This is a genomic window from Pseudomonas sp. RIT-PI-r, from assembly GCF_001297015.1.
Lineage (GTDB): Bacteria > Pseudomonadota > Gammaproteobacteria > Pseudomonadales > Pseudomonadaceae > Aquipseudomonas.
The window spans coordinates 122,260-142,783 of record NZ_LIGE01000017.1 but is presented as its reverse complement, the minus strand read 5'-3'; the positions used below and the strand labels follow the sequence as shown (position 1 = coordinate 142,783).

Annotated in this window: 7 protein-coding genes; 2 read left to right on the top strand and 5 right to left on the bottom strand. The window is 56.5% G+C overall.

Annotation, left to right across the window (positions count from 1 at the left end):
* The first annotated feature begins 5 nt into the window (after window positions 1-5).
* Window positions 6-2,780 (top strand): hybrid sensor histidine kinase/response regulator, encoded by a 2,775-nt coding sequence (locus AK821_RS05580; protein WP_064388751.1) that lies wholly within the window; start codon window positions 6-8, stop codon window positions 2,778-2,780.
* Window positions 2,781-2,802: 22 nt separating this feature from the next.
* Here AK821_RS05580 and AK821_RS05575 read toward each other — a convergent pair whose 3' ends face one another.
* The 3 genes from AK821_RS05575 to AK821_RS05565 are packed head-to-tail and all read right to left on the bottom strand — an operon-like array spanning window position 2,803 to window position 5,235.
* Window positions 2,803-3,444, bottom strand: a complete 642-nt coding sequence (locus AK821_RS05575) for a hypothetical protein (RefSeq protein ID WP_064388749.1) — start codon at window positions 3,442-3,444, stop codon at window positions 2,803-2,805.
* The gene (locus AK821_RS05570) at window positions 3,441-4,142 is read right to left on the bottom strand and encodes a hypothetical protein (RefSeq protein WP_064388748.1); all 702 of its coding nucleotides are present in this window, start codon (window positions 4,140-4,142) and stop codon (window positions 3,441-3,443) included. Before AK821_RS05570 ends, AK821_RS05575 begins: the two co-directional genes overlap by 4 nt.
* 52 nt (window positions 4,143-4,194) lie before the next feature.
* On the bottom strand, window positions 4,195-5,235 hold the full coding sequence (locus AK821_RS05565; RefSeq protein ID WP_224790817.1) for a hypothetical protein: 1,041 nt from the start codon (window positions 5,233-5,235) through the stop codon (window positions 4,195-4,197).
* Window positions 5,236-5,239: 4 nt separating this feature from the next.
* On the opposite strand from AK821_RS05565, the gene AK821_RS05560 reads away from it, so the two are divergent.
* A complete protein-coding gene (locus AK821_RS05560) occupies window positions 5,240-5,836 on the top strand; it encodes a MarC family protein (protein WP_064388829.1) in 597 nt (198 codons plus the stop codon).
* A 72-nt stretch (window positions 5,837-5,908) separates the two neighbouring features.
* On the opposite strand, the gene AK821_RS05555 is transcribed toward AK821_RS05560, so the two are convergent.
* Entirely contained in the window at window positions 5,909-12,913 is a 7,005-nt protein-coding gene (locus tag AK821_RS05555; protein WP_082355412.1) for a TcdA/TcdB pore-forming domain-containing protein, read from the bottom strand.
* Window positions 12,914-13,088: 175 nt separating this feature from the next.
* A complete protein-coding gene (locus AK821_RS05550; RefSeq protein ID WP_064388742.1) occupies window positions 13,089-20,165 on the bottom strand; it encodes a TcdA/TcdB pore-forming domain-containing protein in 7,077 nt (2,358 codons plus the stop codon).
* Window positions 20,166-20,524: the final 359 nt, after the last annotated feature.

Below are 20,524 nucleotides of genomic sequence, written 5' to 3'. Positions count from 1 at the left end.
TCGCCGTGCGCTGGCTCAGGATTGCCATAAGCTTCACCGTCACGATGCTGACCTTGCTCTGCATGCTCCCGGCCCAGGCCGCGCAAGGCAGTGGCTGGTCGGTATTGCTCGACGATCAGGGCAATCTGCAACTGAGCGACATCCGCTCCGCTCGCTACACCAATCAATTCAGCCCCATCGACCTTGACCGCCTCACCGCGTCCGAGCCCGACGGCGCCCTGTGGCTGCGCTTCAAACTGGCGCCGGGCAAGCACGAACAAGTGCTGCGCATCTTTGCTCCCGATCTGTCACAGCTCAATCTTTACGTGCTGGACGGCGACAAGCTGATCGAGCAACTCAACACCGGTACCGATCAGCCACAGGCCGAACGACCGTTGCCGAGCAGCGACTTCATGCTGCCACTGCCGCAGAGCGACAAACCCCTCGATGTCTATCTGCGTCTGGTGTCTGACCATCAATTGCGCCCGCACGTCACCTTGCAATCGGCGGTGATGAGCGCAGCCAACCACAATCAGACGCTGGTCTTCGGTTTGCTGTTCGGCTGTCTCGCCATGCTGCTGTTGCACAATCTTGTGCGCTACGCCTACTCGCGGTCGCGCAGTAGCCTGTGGCTGGCGGTCTGCGAAGGCCTGTTGGGCCTCAGTCTGTTGCTGCTGCTCAACCTCGCCGGCCCCTGGCTGCCGAACTGGCACGCGGTGCAGACGCCGGGCGCCTATCTGGCACTGTTGCTGACCGCCCCAGCCGGGTTGATGTTCGCCTATCGCTTTTTCGCCCCGCTCGGCCCGCACCCGCTGAACAAACTGTTGCTGGGTGACATTCTGTTTATCGTGACCTGCAGCCTGTTGTTGCTGTTCGTCAACACCCTGCCGCTGAACATCATCACTTATGCACTGGTGGCACTGGCCGGCCTGAGCATGCTGGTTGTCGCGTTCTATCACTGGCAGAAGGGTTATCGTCCGGCGCGTCTGTTCGTCGCGGCGATGGTGGTGTTCAACATCGGCACGTTGATCATTCTTCCTGCCTTGCTGGGGCTGACACTGGTCTCTCCGCAAGGCTTGATCATGACCCTGATGGCATTCATCTGCATCAGCGGCCTGCTGATGAGCATCGCCCTCGGCGAGCGTCAGCGCAGCATCACCGAAAGCCGTTTCAGCGTCAGCCGCGATCTCGCCGCAAGCAATGCCGAGATCAACGCCAAAGCCGAGTTCCTCGCCAAGATCAGCCACGAAATCCGCACGCCGATGAACGGCGTACTGGGCATGACCGAACTGCTGCTGGGCACACCGCTGTCGGTCAAGCAACGCGACTACGTGCAGACCATCCACAGCGCCGGCAACGAACTGCTGACGCTGATCAACGAGATCCTCGACATCTCCAAGCTCGAATCCGGGCAGATCGAACTGGACGACGTGCAGTTCGACCTCAATGCCTTGATCGATGACTGCCTGAGCATCTACCGCGCCAAGGCCGAACAACAGAACGTCGAGCTGATCAGCTTTATCCAGCCGCAAGTGCCGCGCGTAATCAGTGGCGACCCGACACGCCTGCGCCAGACCCTGCTGAGTCTGCTGGAAAATGCCCTGAAGAAAACCGCTGAAGGCGAAGTGCTGATTGTTGTCGCGCTTGACGAACGCAGCAGCAAACCGCGCCTGCGCATCGCCGTGCAGGACAGTGGTGCGCCGATGGAGCAGGAAGAACGCGACGCGCTGATGCACGCCGAACTGCACAGCAAGCACTTCCTTTCAGCCAACCGTCTGGGCGGCAACCTCGGGTTGGTGATTGCCCGCCAACTGATCCGTTTGATGCAGGGCGAATTCGGCATCAAGAGTGGTGCCAGTCAGGGCAGCACGCTGTGGCTGACCCTGCCGCTGGATCCGGATCGCCTCGAACACCCGACCTCCGATCTCGACAGTCCGCTGCAAGGTGCGCGCGTGCTGGTAGTCGATGACAACGACACCTGCCGCAAAGTCCTGGTCCAGCAATGCAGTGCGTGGGGCCTGAACGTCAGCGCCGTGCCATCCGGCAAGGAAGCGCTGGCACTGCTGCGTACCAAGGCACACCTGCGCGATTACTTCGATGTGGTGTTGCTGGACCAGAACATGCCGGGCATGACCGGCATGCAACTGGCGGCCAAGATCAAGGAAGATCCAAGCCTGAACCACGACATTCTGCTGATCATGCTCACCGGTATCAGCAACGCGCCGAGCAAGATCATCGCGCGCAACTCGGGCATCAAGCGCATCCTCGCCAAACCGGTCGCCGGCTACACGCTCAAGACCACGCTGGCGGATGAACTGAACCAGCGCAACAAAGGCCAGGTGGTGTTCCAGCCGCAAGTGGTCACCCCGGCCACGGCAGCCAAAGTACCGAGCGACTTCCGCATCCTCGTCGCCGAAGACAACACAATTTCGACCAAAGTGATTCGCGGCATGCTCGGCAAGCTCAACCTGCAACCCGACACCGCCAGCAACGGCGAAGAGGCCCTGCAGGCGATGAAGGCGCAGCGTTACGATCTGGTGCTGATGGACTGCGAAATGCCGATCCTCGACGGTTTCTCGGCGACCCAGCAACTGCGCGCCTGGGAAGTCAGCAACCAGCGTATCCGTACACCGATCGTAGCGTTGACCGCGCACATCCTCGCCGAGCATAAAGAGCGTGCACGTCAGGCGGGCATGGACGGCCACATGGCGAAACCGGTGGAGCTGTCGCAACTGCGCGAGCTGATCGAACACTGGGTGGCCCAGCGCGATCAGCAGAACCGGACGGCATCGACCTTCTGAACAAGGTCGTATTGTTATTCGATCAGATTTCCAGGCCATCAATGTATTTGAACGAGCCGGTGATGACGGATTTTTTCACTTTCTCGCGAAACTGGGCGTAATGCAGCGTGTTGAAGGTGATGGCAGCAATCTGTTCAACACTGTTGTGGATAAGTGTTTCATCCTTGCTGAACAGAAACCCGCTGGCCTGTCTCTCGATCTGGAACTGACGATGATAGATGCCCATTTCCACTTTGTTCGGGCCGCTCATCACGCAGGGGATCATTTGAAAAGAACCGACATTGGCGCGCAGACAAGTGGACTCGAACAGCTTGAGCGCCAATGCATTATGTTCCATCACCCGCAGCGCACGCCGCATAGGTTCGCTGAACTGCTCACCCCATGCCGTCGCGATACGCTGCGTTGCCTGACCAGCCATCAGACTGTTGCGCGACTGTGTCAAGGTTTGCGGTTTCGGCACGTCCCATCCAACAAATTTCAGGACATTCCTGTAGTACTCGAACCAGTCCCCCGATAGCCCGTCATCGAACGCCGCGCGCGTCGCTTTTTGCGCATAGGCTGTGCTCATATAGATATCGTCTCGATGGGTCGCTGGCAAGCCACTGGCAAAAGCCACGACGCTGCCGCCCACTACCGCAGCCTGCGGTGCAATCAAGTCCTTCATAGCGCAATTTCCCTGGGCAGATTCAGCACTGCCACGCTGTCCGCAAGCTTGTCCCTGACTTTCCTGGCAATGGCTTCGCGCGCGCCGCTGTAGCGAATTTCGGACAGACTTGCCCAGGCGTGGTGCGCTTGGACCAAGCCTCGAACATCTGCGGATTGATACACCTGTTGAAATGGATTCGGGTTTAACTCAAGTGACGTCTTGAACTCAACAAACGCGCTTGCGAACGAATCGACAGCATTCGCGACAGTCACCATTAACTGCACCTTTGCCAACGACGCTGGCACGCTGTCCGCCCCGGCCGCAGACGATATGTTCATGAAACTGCGCAATCGCTGGATGGCGGGTTCGTCGCCGGGCATTCTTGCAATTCGCTGCAGAACCGCACCCATTATCCGCGTTTCAGGCATTGCATCACTGCTCAACGCTGCATTAAAAAACTCCAGCGCGGATCTGTTTTCCGGGTTGCTGACCTGCCATTCCTGCTTCGACTTCTGATGGCGCAACCAGAAATCATCGAGGACACTCACGTACGTATCGTACCAATCCAGGGACAGCGATTTTTCACTTTTTTTATTGGCAACCAGTTGCGCCAATAGAATTGAATTGACTAGATCGTTATAAGTTTCCCGCTGCTTACCATCGGGAATAATCAGTACGCAAACCCCGACAACCAAAACCAAATAATCATCATCCATATTATCCCCCCTAACAAAAAGGGCAGTCGCGACGACTGCCCTTTTTTGTCAATCAGATCTCATACTCTTCGATTTTCGATACAACATTCAGGCCCAGTTTGGTCCTGATCGACTGACGAGACGCATTAGCAAGTTCGGTATTCTTGGCAAATATCGTTTCACCTTTGTACAACTTGACATTGCGAACGTCTACATCGATAAACATAACTTTAGTGGACGTATTGCGACGCAGAAAACGTACAGCACCGACGGCCATGATGGCTTCGCCGTTCACTTCGGTACAGACGCCAGCGGTGATGCCACCAACGCCGTGGTTCAGCAGATTGCGCTCATACAGAGTCAATGCGGTGTCACGTTTTTCCAGAGCGGCGATGGCGTCGCCCGCTGCCTTCAGCATCAACGCAGTTGCAGGGCCAGGCACCGCAAGACCCGCTACCACCGAGCCGAGAATGTCCAGGACCAGCTTATCCATCCGCACGCTGGTGCCCGCAACCTCCAGATCGGTGAAGTACTTGGAAACAGGCGTCCAGCCCGAGTTGGTCATGACCTCGCGGAACAACAGATACCACTCCAGGCCCTGGCTTTCGAGCGGGAATTTCTTGTTGGCTACCAGTGTTGCGAAAAGAAAGGCATTTTGTGCGTCGGTCCGATTGTCATCCGTCAGATGAGCAGAAAAAGCCAAAAGTCCTTCGCCGACAACAGCCGCCTTTGTCGGTGCTTCCACGGCGTCACTCGAATTAAAGCTCAAGGCAGCAGCGCGACGTTGAATAGTTGGAGCCTCATCAATTTCATATTGATGCAGAGCATTAATGCAATTGGCGACATAGAGTTTCTGCATTACGGGATCTTTCACTTTGAATTCCTTACGATCATTTAAGCAAGCCTTCATTAACTTGCGAAAACAACCATAACCAAAGACACCAGCACTCCACAAATCAAAACATGTAACATCAATTACCAAACCAACAAACCCCACAACTAACAAACAACTAAACCAGCAACTAAACCAACAACAACCGGCCTTTAAAAGTCGATACCCCAACCCGTAAAGCGCTGATAGACTCCATCCCCATTCTCCTTCCCGGCGAGACATGACCATGCTCCACGTGTTGTTCAGCGTTTACCTGAAGATGCTGGTGCTCTACAGCCCGTTCTTCGTGTTGTCCTGCTTTATCAGCCTGACCCGTGGCTACTCGCGCAAGGAACAGCGGCGCCTGGCCTGGAAAGTGGCCATCGCCACACTGGTCTCCAGCGTTCTGCTGTATCTGTTTGGCCGGGTGATTTTCGACGTGTTCGGGATTACCGCAGACGCATTCCGCATCGGTGCCGGCAGCGTGCTGTTCATCTCGGCGCTGGGCATGGCCCAAGGCAAGCCTGTGGTGCAAAGTGACAACGTGCAGCAGGATGTGACAATCGTGCCGCTGACCATCCCCTTGACCGTTGGCCCGGGGACTATCGGTGCACTGCTGGTGATGGGTATCAGCCAACCGCATTGGGATGACAAACTGACCGCGATCATGAGTATCGCCCTGGCCAGTTTCACCGTTGGGGTGGTGCTGTACCTGTCCAATCACATCGAACGGATTCTCGGCGACCAGGGCTTGCAGATCGTCAGTCGGTTGATGGGGTTGTTTGTCTGCGCCTTGGCGGCGCAGATCATCTTTACCGGGGTGAAGGGCTACCTGGTTTCCTGAAAGCGATAAAGGGCTGCGGATGATCTGATCCGCAGCCCTTACAACTAATCCCGCCGACGCTGAACTACCGCTTTACACATTGATGGACCCAGAGAACAGCTCACCGAGCTCACTCGGCGTTTCCTCCTGTAATGCTGTCATCAACTGATCCAGATCGATCGTCAGCGCGAGCTCTCCGGCCAAGGGGATACTGAATGCCACCTTCTTTCGAGACTCTGCGCCGATAGCCGCGACATTGCGCAAGACGATACTGCGCCCTGTGTCTGCGTCCGTCAGCAGCAAGTGCCCATCCTGCTGCGTGACCAGCCAATGCTCCATCGACCCCAACTTGAACGACAGATAACTTCTTAACGCGTTCGGAAAATCGAAATCGACAATAAGGCAATCAAGTCGTGCCCAGGTCCTCTGGTCGATAAAAAAGTCGGCTCCATCCACCGCATATCTCAGGATCAACGTATCAACGCCGTCCGGAATCGGCGCAATTCGACCCAATGACTGACCGCTTTCGATGACTAGCGTATTGGCTATCCGGCTGACTGTTTGCGCAGTCATCCATACGTCACTGAGCTTGCCATCTTCACTGCGATTGCTGAACAGCTGCCGGCTCTGCGGGTCATGCAACACCAGGGTTTGACCGTTGGCGACGCCCACATAGCCAGGCAAGTCTTCACCTGGCGCCGTTGCACTGAGCAAGCGGCCGGCGTCGACGTCATACCAACTGCAAAGATCATCGACCCTGCCTGCCGTCAGATACGGGGCACAATGCTGACCCGCCACCAGTTGCGCCAGCTTGCGCTCCCGCGCCTGTAGCGAATCCACGCCGTCAAAGAACTCCTTTTCCACACCGACAATGCGCGCAGGCTCACCTTCGAACAGGTCGAACAATACGTGGTCATGTGCCCTGGCGCGCAGACCGGATGCATGGGGCACAGCCCAGGCAAACGTGCGCTGCGGCAGCACCCTCTGCATTGGCGGGATCAAGTCAGCCCGTAACAGACGGGTTCCCGCACCAAATGCTGCGAACAAGCTTTCGGGAGTCATGAACGCTTGTCGGTAGATCCGCCCAGTCGTCCAATCGATCATTAACACGGCTTTCTTGTCCACGGTCTGCCGCAAAAGCCCAAAGCTTTTCCCCGCTGTGTCGGCGATAAGCAGTTGCTGATCGAGACACACGACATAGAGCGGCGAATGATTCGAAGCAGCGCTGATGCCACCGACCTCCACAGCCCCGGCGGACCACATTGCGGCAGTGCCAAGGACCGAATCCCACCAACGAAAATTGCTGCCTGAGCGCTCTTGGCGGGCGAATAGCCAATCATTACCGAGGCCTGCCAAATGTCGTTCACCCGCGCCATTCAGGCGAAACACCATGCCCTCGTCAGTCAATGCAATGTATTGCCGGCCTCGGCGATGAATTTGCTGCACCTCGAGCGACAAGATGGATTGGGCAAAAATTACCGAGGACTGATCTTGTGCACTGATGCGCTGTCGATAAAGGAGGCGATGACGCAAGTGATGGAACAGAACCGTATCGCGTTCTGGCTGCTGTGGATCCAGAAGAGCCCAATCGAAGGCGTCGGCGTTGCTGTTCCCCTCTTTGAGCATCGGCCTAAAAACCCGTCCGTCGTCGCTACGCACCCAGACCCGGCTGAACGCATTCGAGCTGTAGTCCATGTAATCAACGGTAATGAACCTGGACCAACCGGCACTTGTCACGTGTTCGTCGTTAACGCCTGACGCTGCCGGAATCAACCGGTACCACGAGAGGAAATCGTCCAGGAAGACCGTCCCACTTCGAATCTCCCGACCTTCGTGATAGCTGAGATGACCGGACACACCAGTAATCGAGAGTTCATCTTCTTCGATCAGGTAAGTCATTTTCACGAACTCGTCTTCGTCGAGTTCGATGCGCCGGACCACTTGCAACAAACCGCCCGGCATCTCCTGGATCGAGGTAATCCAGGCTTTCAATTCCGTACGCACCAGCTGGAAAACACTTCTGATGTTCCCAGTGACTACATCAACGCGCCAGATCAATGCATCAGCGGGGCAGTAGTAGTAAATGTTCTGGCCAATCCTGGGGCCCATGCAAATATCCGCGGCATGTTTCGGGTCCAGCCCGCGAACCAACAGGAAAGAATCTTCACCTCGGTCATACCAGGCGCTGGTGCGCACGCCAGTCAGGGCATCCGGGTAATTGCGAATGACCGTGGGGCCATCCGCCAGATGGCTGGAACGTGCAAGTTCGCGCACCCGCTGGCGTGTCATCGGGCCGTCTTCATCCGGGCCGGCCTCCAGCTCAGTGAGCAACAGGGTTCCAGTTGCCCAGTCCACCTGGTACGAATGTCCGTCGAGTTGCACAAACACAACGCTTTTGTCTGGCACCTGCACATTTATCGTGCCCAGTTGCAGGACGTCGCCCTCGATTTTCACGCCACTTTTATTCAACCAGGCTGCGCGTAATGACCAGGTCATCGCTTCACCAGTCGAGACTCGCAAACGCAAAGACTTGACGCCCTCGGCCAACGTGACCGAACAGTGCCCGCCCAATGCATCGATGTCGTAAGAAAGGTAACCGTGCACTTCTCCCGGCAAGGTGGGTACATGCAGAAAACGGTGTTGCGTGCCCAGTACTACGCTGACCGTAGTTGCCACGTAGTTCGGCACCATTTTTTCAATGATGTATTCGGTGGGCACTTTGTAAAAGGAGAACCAGAATTGCCGCTTGCCGTAACGGTCATGCTCAAGAGCCAGTGCCGTCTCCAGGTCCTCGCGCAGGGTTGTCGAGAAAGGCAACCCGCCAAACTCATAGGCCAGGAAGCAATCCGGGAGGCTCGGCAACACAACGCTTTCAACGTTTATTTTGTCACTGATAGCAAACTTTTCCGGCAGATCGAGCGCTTCTCGAATGCTGAATGCATGCTCGCGGTCCGGGTCGATTTTGGGTGGATGCAAATCGGAGTAGTCGTCTGCCGCGAAGATTTTCTGGCTGCCAAAGGTAATCGTTCCTTTGCGCAGATTCAGTTGTGAATAAACGGCGTGAGGGTTGGCAAAAAGGGTATCTCCCCTTACCGAGTAGCCCTTGGCACGATAGGCCTCGTTGACCCGATTCAAATACCTGCCGATCTGCTTCCCACGCTCTGTTCTGGCGCTGAAACCTTCGACCAATGCACCGATACCGATAGCCAGTCCACCCAGAATGACACTGGCCCCGCCAAGAAATGCAGCCGCCGTGGCCGCTCCGGCAGCACTTGCGCCAAACGCTCCGGCGCCCAGCGCCAGACCGGCGGTATCGAAAGCCAGTTGGGTGGCGAACACCGCGCGCTGGATATCATTTTCAGCGTTGATCAACAAATAGATGTCGAAACCGATACTCGCCAGTTGCAGTGCATTCCCCACACCTTCGTTCAATACGTTGCCCAGCGCATTGCCCACAATTGCAGAGGTGGTGTTGGCCACACGCACACTGTCGGTGAATGCATGACGAACCAGTCCCAGCAATTGCACCGCATCCGCCACAAGTCCGTGAGCGAGTTGCGCGTAGGAGAGATAACCATGAATGCGCACCGCAGACGTCAACGCCGTCGAACCCTCGGCGCTTTCCGCCTCCTTGAGCCCTAGCAACAACGCCTGAATGGCAAAACCGGCATTGAGTGTGTGCACCGCACCAACATCGGTCGGATCGACTACGGATGAACCCGCACCTCTACCGGACAACTCTTCAAAGGAATCGCTCAGATAGGATTTGATCCCGGACAAGCGCTTGTCATCGGTCAACACCGTGCGCGTCTGCTGCGGGTCTTTCGCGTTGACCAGGGTGATTTCACTGCGCCCTTGCGCGGCGGGTTTCAGAGATTCGAACACCGGAACGAAGTCACGGCTCAGTTGATGTTTCTCATGCAACTGATCGGTGGCACCTTTGATGATCCGTGTCCACTTGCCGGCGTCCGCAATGGCGAACGCCTGACCAAGACGCGCGTTCTCCGACAGCGATCGCAGTCGCAACTGCGCATGATGGCGCCAGGGTTCGACAGGCGTCACGCCGGCAACGGGGTCGTTGCTCAGCAGGTTTCCGACGCTGACTTTGGACGGCAATGCCGTATCGGCAATGTTCACACCGTTGAGGTCCACCACATCGAAAGTGGCACCGGAGCCATCTGCGACTCCATAGAGTCTGGATACCACCTCATCCTGCAGAAAGCCTTGGATAGCCTTGTGCAGTTCATCTATTCGACTGAACGCATACAGGCCGAAGTTGGGATCGTAGAACCGATAAGATGTTTCATCGGCCCCCGCGACTTTGCTCACCAGCATCGAATGATTTTCGGTATTGAGCAGCAAGCTGCCGCCGCTGGTTTTTGCATCCAGCGCCTGTATCACTGCGTCTAGATTCACCGCCGGCCTTTTCTCGCCGAACTGCGCCATCGGGATGCCACGCAACTCATCCAGCACATGCAGCAGCGCATGGGTTTCAGCGGAATCAGGGGCGATGTTGGCAAGCGCCAGTTTACCGATCAGGGCGCGCTCTGCAGCGGTGCCTTTTTCCAATGCCGCCGCCATGGCTAACGCCAACGGATAACAGCGCCGCCCCGGGTCCCCCGCGCCCTGCACCAGTAACCCTTGCGGAAACTGTTTGGCCGAGCTGGCCCCGGCCTGGAAAAACAGCTCGCGTACTGCATTGCCTCGCGTGAGAATCGATGCCCGTTGTTCTTTTTTAGCCACGGCTTCTACCTGGCTCAAATGTTCGCGCCATTGCCGTACGCTCATTGGCTTGGCAAATGCCTGCGCCTTGAGAACCCGAGAGTTACTCTCACCCGTGCCGACTCTCGAAGTGCTGAACTCCGTTGGCGCGGTATAACGTTTGAGCAGCGTTTGTTCGATGACGTCATAGCGTGCGAACAGCCCACGATCACGGGTTTTTTCGGCAAAATCCACGGTGGTTTTCCAGGTGTCGGCGAACCCGTTCTGATCCAGTGTCGTAGCGCCAAACAGGCCGCCGAACATCACACGGTGCAACGGACTCAACTGATCCACAGGTAATTTGCCTGCCGCGATCCGCGCCAACGCTTCGTTCAAATTGCCCAGCGACTCGGCGCCTGTCGATGGCGGCAGTTCGACGGAGGGTTGCTGCAGAATCTGCTGACGTGTTTCGAAATCGACAGAGAACGGAGCATTGAACGCAATATCGCCAGTCAATCGGTCATTCATCGCACGAACGAACGGTTCACCCAGGCTATCCAGCAGTTGCTGCAGCACTGACGTCAGCAACACGGGCTTGCCTTCCATGACCGGCCAGCCTTGCTTGAAAGTCAGAGTCTGACCTTTGAGCAGCTCATCCACATTGCCCAGGTAACGGTTTTTGTAGGCACCATCGGCAATTCTGCTTGTTTCCAATTCGAACCAGGCGGACTCGGTCTTGGCGTTGTCCTTCCAGCTATGGTGGGTCTCCTCTTCGGTGGCCAGATTGAAACCGTCACGCAGATCGACTCGGTCACTGATTTGTTGACGAGCTTCAGCAAGCGCTTTTTCGTTGACGTAATCACTCAACCCTTGCGAAACGGCCGTCGGGCCACTCATGGTAATAGCCGATTGGGCACCAAACTTGATGCCGTCGGCATCGTACTCAGCGACAGCCTGCAAAAACCTGTTTCGAACAATTAACTCGTCACCCCAGGTTGATAGCGAGCCATATATTTTCTCCATCTCGCTAATGATCAGATTGGAGAATGCTGCGGAATCTGTCAGTGAGATGTTGCCCTGACGAGCCAGCACCTCCACTCGATCCAGAAATGTGTAATTACTGCGGATTTTATCGATGATTCCGACAATTGCCGCAGACCCGGCATGACCACTCACCATTGCATTGGAAAGACCATTGAAAGGGCTACTTTTTAAATCGGCGCTATTTTTATTGCCTACACGCACTCCGTGTTGTGAAACAACGACATCATTGAACGGTGCAAAAATATCCTTGAGTGAAGGTGCGGTCCCGGCAAACTCTATCAATGCGTTCTTTACGTGTTCCGGCACCTTAAAGCGTAAATCCGCATACGGCGCGCTTCGATTCGGAAGTATCTGCGGGTTAGAGTCGAGCAGAATCTGCGTTATTCCCATCCGGGTTTCGATGTCAAAACCGGAAAGATCCATGCCAGCGATATTTTTATGTAACGACGGCAACAAATCCGCATCCAGATAAGTGCCGCTTTCGAAATGCACCGCCTGCAGTCGAGTGATATCCGACGCTGCCGCCAGATTGCCGCGACAAGACAGCTCTCGTTCGTAAATTTCGAACAATGGTTGATTGGACAATTCGCTACGGATATCCCGAAGTGCAATGCCATTCGCTGCAACAGTTTCAAGGGACTGTAGATTGCGCGCCTTCAGCGTATTGAGCCTGGCCTCATCCTGTCCATACGCACTGACCAACAGATTGATTCTTGCCTGGTCGGCACTGACACCTGTCGCGGTGGCTTTCTGGATATGTTCGAACATCTGCTGACGAAGCACGCGGGCGCGCTCAACGTATAGCTTGCCAAGCCTCGCTGACTTCATCGCTGCATCTTCAGAAACGAGCTTCGCGACTTGAGCCTTGGCCGATTCGACGATGATCTTGTTGGTTTCATGCGCAAGCAGTCCATCGCTGTCGTACCAGAGATTCAGGCGGTATCCATCAGCGTCGGTCATCTGTTTCCAGACATTGATGTAATCCCCCTGAATAGCTCCGATGCCTCCCCCTACCCAGACAAAGTGTAACTTTCGCGCAACCGGTTTGCCTGAAGACAGAAGGTGCACGGTAGTGGCTAACCGGGCGTGGTAATCCGTAAGGTTTCCACTGAGCTTTTTGAGTTGAGCATCGGAAATATCAGAAAAATTCGACTCGACGAATTCCTTGAGCAATCTGATTGCTGTCAGTTGTTCTGACCAATCCGCAGCCGCAACCGCGCCATTGTAATAACGCAGCAGCTGTTCTCTCGCCAAGTCATCGCGCAGATTCCCCGCAATGGACTCCAGATCAGCCCGTTTAAAAGCGGCTGAAAACTCACTGCCAGGTAACAACCCATAATCCTTGCTATTCAACTGAGTATCCTTTTCTCACGCGAATATATATATATCGAGACGGTCTTTATCATCACGACATTCAGAAACAATTACATATCTAAAAAATCGCAATTAATCGCGCTACTTTCATGCGCCATTCAATTGCAACAGTTTAAAAACGAACAGAAACCATCAACAAACTTGCACTTGCGCCTCAGGCTGTAACTACAGGCAGTAACTGCTCGAGCGTCGCCCCGGCTTGGGCATTTGGAACACCCCGCAACCACTGCACCAGTCTGAAAACCGGATAGGAATTTTGCCCTTCGAACCCGAGGAAGACGTTGCCACGCAACGCTGGATCGACCGAACACACATCGCGCAGGATGAGGCTGTGCTGGCGATCCGGATCAACGATGAGCAAATGCTCGCCGACCTCCGACAGTTGCAGTTTCCCCGGCGCATCCACGGCCCAGATCAACTTGCCGGGAATCGCCGGACTTTCGCCGGGGCCTGGCCGACAATCGACAATTACAGAGTCCAGTCGCAACCAGCTGGCTTTTGACAGGTGATAGCTCACACCGCCCTGTCCCATGCGCAAAACCAGACGCCTTACGTCATCGGCGATCAGCGGCAGCAGGTCGTTGACCTTGTTCTGCCCCTCAACCACGAGCACTTCGGCGTTGCGCTGCACATAGTCAAAAGGACCGATGCTGTCGCGACCGGGATAGACAGAAACGCGATGTGCCCGGGGTTCATGCAACAGCACGTTGCCACAGCAGGTGCCTAGCAGTTCGCAGTCGCCGGGCAGGTCATGACTGGCCACTCGAATCATCCGTGCGTTGGCCACGTCATACCATTGCAGAACGTCCGCCCCTGATTCCACAGCGATGAACTCACCATGCTCGGCGATCTCCAGCAATGCTTGCAGCGACTCGAGCAAATGCTCCGCGTGTGCCCTTGCCCAGCGCTGGTCGACGCCAATGACCCGCTCCGTCTCCTGATAGCGCAATTGGAGTGATACACCTTCCACCGACATGCCGCGCAAGCCGGAGCCTTCATTGGTCACACCACCGAACCGCCAGTCGTCCCACTCGGCCTGCGGTGCCGGCAACCAGTCGCCCGCCAATAATTGTTGACCCTTGCCAAATGCTTGCTCGAGTTGTCGGCTATCGAAGAACGTCTGGTTCCAGATTTCACCGCTGGTAACGTCCAGCAGCCACGCTGCCTTGTTGTCCGGCGTAACGCCGAGCAAACGCACTTCTTTGTCGTGGCCCAGATCGCACAGCAACAAGCGATTGTCCAGGTACCAGGCGCACAGGTTGCGCTCACCGCTTGTGTTGCGCACGCCGAGAATGGCGAAGCTGTTGACCGGATACTTCTGCGCCAGCTCCTCCAGCGCCGACCACCACTGTGTCCGTCCTTTGAGCCAGCCCTCACTCAGCCCACCCAGCTGCACTTCACCTTCTGCGGTCAGATTGAAGAACAGCCCTTCGTCGCTCAGCGCCAGATAGCCGCCCTCGACTGCCACCACGTCTTTGAGTCCGGCCGGCTCTACCCACTGATGACTCCACTGCGACGGCCAGCGCTGATCGGCGCCGGACAAACTTCGCTGTACCCGACAAAGCTTCTGCGCCGCCCTGTCGTAAATGAAATACAGGTTCTGTTGATCATTTGCCGGTAACAACAGCAGATCGGCCAATTTGCTGATCGAGTCTTTCCAGCCACGAACGTACCCGGCCGCAATAAACGGATGAATGCACAGGCGATCACGGCTGCGGATCCAGACCAGATCGCGTTTGTCCGGGTCGAACGCCCAGCAGACTGAAACGTAAGTAGCCGGTTGCCAGTCAAGCGTGGCGACCCCATCGCGCTCGGGCACCATCGACAACGGCACATAGTTACCGAGCACCTGCGACCAGTCCTTTAGCGCCTGCTGGGCGAAGACCCTTTTACCCAAATCGCGGTCCATGTCACGGGTGACCGAAGTGAGCTGCAGTTGACCGTCATGCAACAGGTAGTTGAATTGCGTGGTGCTCTGATCAGGGCCCGTCCACTGTTGCTCGATATGAATCACACCTTGGTCGTCGACGTCGATTCGGCGGATGCTGCACTGTCCGTGCATCACCAGCATCCGATAACAGAATTGCAGCAGGCCGCTGACGGCATCGACCTGCCAGATCACATAGTTCTGAGGTTCGTAAAAGAACGCCGAACCGTCGACAACAGCCGCCAGTAATGCTTCATCGGCCTGCAACACTTGCTCATTGCGGATATACAGAAACCGCTCCCCGGCCGCGTCGTACCAGGCGGTGGTGTGACGCGGTTGGTGTGCGGACTCGAACGGGATCAGGTAGTTGTGCAGCGGTGTGTAAGGCAGGACCAGCCGATGTTCGCTTACCAGTGACTGATAGTGTTTGAGCAAGCTCTGTTCGTCCTCACCGGCTGGTGCGGTCTGTTCGAGAATCAGCAACTGGCCACGAGCGCGATCGACCCTGAACAGCTGCCGGTCGGTCAGCCGGATCAGCACTTCATGCCGCCCCTTGCCGGACAACGTTACCTTGACGCCGCCAATAATGATTTCCCCGCCGACCAATACCTGGACATCACGCTCGGTGGCCCAGGTCGCCACCAGTTTCCAGCTACATAACTGCAAGCTGGGCGACTCGAGCTCAACATTGATTCCGCGATTGAGGATCAGTGAGCAGGATGCACCCCCACCTTTAATCCGGTAAGACAGGAACGCATGCCAGTCCGCAGGCGCCAACGGCACTGCCAGCGCACGCTCGTTTGCGTCCAGAAGAATCTCGATCACAGTTGGCCGATACGCCGGCGTCAGGCGATTAACGATGTAGTGAGTGGGAAACGAGTAGAAAGAAAACAGAAACTGCCACTGCCCCTCCCGATCCTTTTTTTCCAGACGCCGCGCTGTGTCGAAACCGGTGTCGTGGCGCAAGGTAGAGAAAGGCAACGCCTTGTATAGATAGCCGTAACACGTTTGCGGCGTGCATGGCAGCACCACGAGTTGCCCCACAGGTAGCGCCAGCTTGATGGTGCCAGGTAATCCCAGTTCGCGTTGAAGATTGAGCGCTTTCTGGTAGTCCGGATTAAAATCCGGCACCCCGAAATGATCACGCAGTCGATACAGTTTCGGGCTGTCCAGCGTCAGGGTTGCGCGGTTGAAATCCAGGGTTTTCACGATCATCGCAGGATTTGCAGTCCAGCCACCCAAAGCATCATCGTAGCGATAACCCACACCCCGATAGGCAGTCTCCAGATTGTCGAAAAACAGCCCCACCGCCTGAGCCTGTTGCGCGATGTTGGCGAACCCCTGGGCCAGTGCAGCGACACCGACAGCCAGGCCGCCGAGAACCACACCGGCGCCACCGAGTACTGCCGCTGCAGTCGCGGCGCCCGCAGCTGCCGCACCGATGCCACCGGCAGTCAATGCCAGGCTGGTGTAGTCAAAGGCCAGTTGCGTGCCGTACTGCGCCCGCTCGATTTCGTTGTCCGCCATCGTCAATTGATAAATGTCGAAACCGACATTCGCCAGCCCGAGGATTATTCCCACACCTTCGTTGAGAACATGTCCCAGCGCCTCGCCAACCACCGGCGCACAAGTGCGGGCGATGACCTTCTCTTCATTCAGCGCTGTTTTCATCAGGCTGATCAGGCCGGCAACGTCCGTGATATTGCCGTGCGCCAGCTGTGCGTAATTGACGTAGGCATGCAGCCGCACGGCGGTGGTCAATGTGCGGTCGTCACCTTCCCGCCCGCGCAAGGCATTCATCAATGCCTGAATCGTGAACCCGGTATTGAGGGTGTGAACGGCGTCAGCCTCAACCAACCCCGGCGCGGGCTTGGTGCCAAGGGTCGAAAACAGCTCTGACAGATAGTTCTTGATTCTCAACAGACGATGATCCGTGCTGGTCACCTCGACTGCATGCTCTGTTTGCAAAGGATCGATCAGCCAGATCCGGTTCTTCCCGTCGGGGGTTATCGTGAGGGTTTCGAACAACGGCACCAGCGGTGTCACCGAGGTGTGCAATGCCTGCAACGCGTCAGTCGCGTGGGCGATCTGCTGCCCCCACCAGTGGCTGTCGAGGTCGCGCAGACTGCGTCCCAGATGTGGATTGCTGACCAGCGATTGACCGCGCGCACTGTTCAGGCGCTGGCGAATCGGGCGTCCCGCATACTCCGGCAGTACATTGTCGGACTCCAGCAACTGCCTGACACGAAACCCGTCGGACAGCTCTTGGGCCGATATCTTCTGCCCTTGCAGCTCAATCAGATCAAACGTCGGGCGCGCTTCATCACCATAGGCCACATAATATTTCGCCAGGCCCTGCGCCTGGAAAAAGTCGATCAACGCCTGCTGAAACAGGGCTGGGTGATTGAACTCGAACACGCCGAAATTGGGATCGTAGAAATGATAAGTCGCCTGATCGCCATCAAAGGTTTTCGCCACCAGCATGGCGTGGTTGTCGGAGTTGAGCATCAGCGTCCGAGTGCTCTCGTACGCTTCAAGCGTGGCGCCGAGCTGCTGTAGATCAACGCGCCCCAAGGGACTGCCGACTTCGTGCAACTGCACGCCACGCAACTCCTCAAGCGCTCGCAGAAACATCGCTGATTCATTTTGTTGCGGCTCGGCGGTCGCCCGGAAGAAGCGCTCGCGCAATCTTCGCGACGCCGCTACGCCCTGCTCAAGAGCCGCACTCATGATCAATGCCAGCGGATAACAGCGAGCACCGGGGTCACCCGGCCCAGCAAGCAACAGATCCTGAGGCACAAGCTTGACTTCACTGGCCTCGATCTGACCCAGCACCTGACCGAGCTGCAGGATCACCTGATCACGATGCTCTCGCGTCGCCACCTCTTGAATATGGGCGACATGACGCCCCCATTGAAACAGCGTGTGCGCCTGTGACAGCGCCGCTCGTTTCAACGTCAGCGCGCTGCCCGAGGATACTGGCGGCTGATCGGCATGACTGGCGAGGCCGGCCATGAACGCCGCTGCACGTTGCTGGTAAAGATGGCGCTCAATAGCCGCATAACGCACTGAAGCCCCAACTTCAGCGACGTTGTTGGCGAGGTTATCGAGGTCGGCAACGACCGACTTCAAGCTTTGATTATCCAGTGAACGCACACCCAACAGCTGGCCCAGCAGCGCCCGCTGCAAGGCACTGACCTGGAAAAACTCCAGTGTCCCCTCGGCAATAGCGCTCAGTACTTCATCCAGCGCCAGCCCCTGAGTCTGCGCATCACCGAGCGACGCAGGTGCTCGCAGGTCAATGGGCTGAGCCTTTATAGCCTCGCGATCATCGAAACCGAGCCCGGGACCTGACGGAAAAACCAGCGGGCCGTTATGGCCTCGCCGCATCGCAGCCACAAAAGGCTCTCCGAGCCTGTCCATCATCCGTTGCAGGACATCCACCAACAACACTGGCCGACCCTCGATAACCGGCCAGCCTTCCTCGAACATGACAGTCTGCTGCGTGAGCAACGCGTCAATATCGCCATTGTAACGCGCGCTGAATTGCCCTTCCCGCCAGCGCTGCTGCTCGTCGAGCACCCATTGCTCAACATCGCTGGCATTGTCTTTCCAGGAATGGTCCTGCTCCTCCTCGGTCTTGTCGTTTATCATCCAGAGCGGCTCGATCGCCGCCTCCAGACGCAGTTGCTCTTCCTCTCGCGGGACGAAGTTGTGCCGGTGGTAATCGGCCATGCCATCGCGCATTGCGGCCGGACCGGTCAGATAGATGGTCCATTCGCTCTGCGCACGTATACCGTCGCTGTAGTAACCCGCCACTGCCAGAGCCAGATAGCTGGCCGCCACATCTTCGCTCATCGACAGCTCGGCGAAAGAGCCGTAGGCCTGCTCGAGCACCTCACGCGACAGCACTGACATGTTGTCGAAATCGCTCAAGGCAACGCCGCGTTTCTCTGCCAGGCGGGCCGTCTGGTCGATGAGTTGGTAATTAAAGCGAAACCGCTCAATCACACTTTTGAGCATCGGCGCTCCCGCATGAGCCGCCAGGAAGGAGTTGCTCAACGTGCTCTGCACGGCAACGGCACGCAATGCCTGTGGGCGTGCGAGCAGTTCGGCCGGAGCTTGAAATACCTCGCTCAGTACCGGGTTTTTCCGGGCAAAGGCATCCAGCGCGGAGCGGTGTTCCTCGGGAATTCGCCCCAGATAATCGCTGTAACCATCGCGCCGTGCCTGGCGTCCCGGCATCCAGTGCGGGTTGTGGTCGAGCAGCAGTTGCAGGACGCCAAGGCGCGCATCACCGCCGAACGTGCTTATGTCGACGCCCCCGAGGTTCTTGACCAGCGGCGGCAGATTATCGAAATCGGCATATCTGCCCTCCTCGTTGAACACGGCCTCGGCACGGACCACATCGGAGGCGGCAGCCAGATTCCCCCGAAGCCGGGTCTCGTGATCGTAGATATCCTGCAATTGCAGCGGCGTGTCGAGGTCATGCAGATCGCGCAACTGCAGATCGTTTCCCGCCAGATCCAGCAGGCTGCGCCGGTTTTGTTCGATCAGCCCTTCCAGATGCGCGGCATCCTGACCATAGGCGCGAGTCAACAGGTCGGCCCGCGCTTCATCAGCAGACATCCCCCGTTCCCGCGCCGCGTTGATGTGCATGAACATCTGCTGCTTCAGGGCGATGGCCCGTTCCTCGTACAGCGTGCCCAGCTCGGCTTCGGAAACCTTTGCGCTGCCGCCGTGCTGCATCGCATCAGCCTTGGCAGCCTCGACGATCAGCTTATTGGTTTGCCAGGCCAGTAGTGCGTCACTGTCATACCAGAGATGGAGACTGTAGCCGTGTCCGCTCAACACCTGTCTCCACAGGTTGAGATAGTCATGCTGGATCGCGCCGAGACCGCCACCAAGCCAGACAAAGTGCATATTCTTCGCAATCGCCGTTGCAGCACTTGCCTCATAGGCAAGGGTGTTCTTCAGCCGGGTCTCGAAGGCCTGAATATTGTCGTAGATACGCGGCAATGAGCCCTTAGCGTGTGCTTCGGCCGGTTGTGCAATCTGACCCTCGATAGATCGACGTACGCGGGGCATTCCGATCAACTGGCCCAGCGACTGCTTGAGCAATGCCAGGGGTTCGAGCAAGCGCGGGGAATCGAGCAAGCCGACACAGGCAAAGTAATAACGCCACACAGACTGATAAGAGTCACTGTCTTTGTGCGACAGCATTGCCTGTTCCAGATCCGCCTGTTTGAACAAGTTGATAAAGTTGACATAGCCACTAGCATCTTGCGGTCGTTGATCCTGCATGAAAGTTCCTTCTTTACCCTGACCGATTTCATGAGTGCCCGCTGGCACTTGCATATCGGTCAAACTAACGACTGGAGAACAAACACTCAAACTCCAAGACTTTCAATACATGTCAAGACAGGCAACTTTAAAACAACTAATTACATTTGCAAAAGTAACCAGGCATTACCCAAAACCCAGATATAACCCAACACAATCAACCGAGACATAAAACCAACTAGCCTGACTCTTTGCGTCTATCTATCTGGATACAAGATAAGTCGGACAAAATATAAGTAACAGGAAAGCTCCCACAACCAGGCGGAGCAAATCGTACAGGGATTGTCGATGAATACGACACGGGAAAACCGGCAGCAATG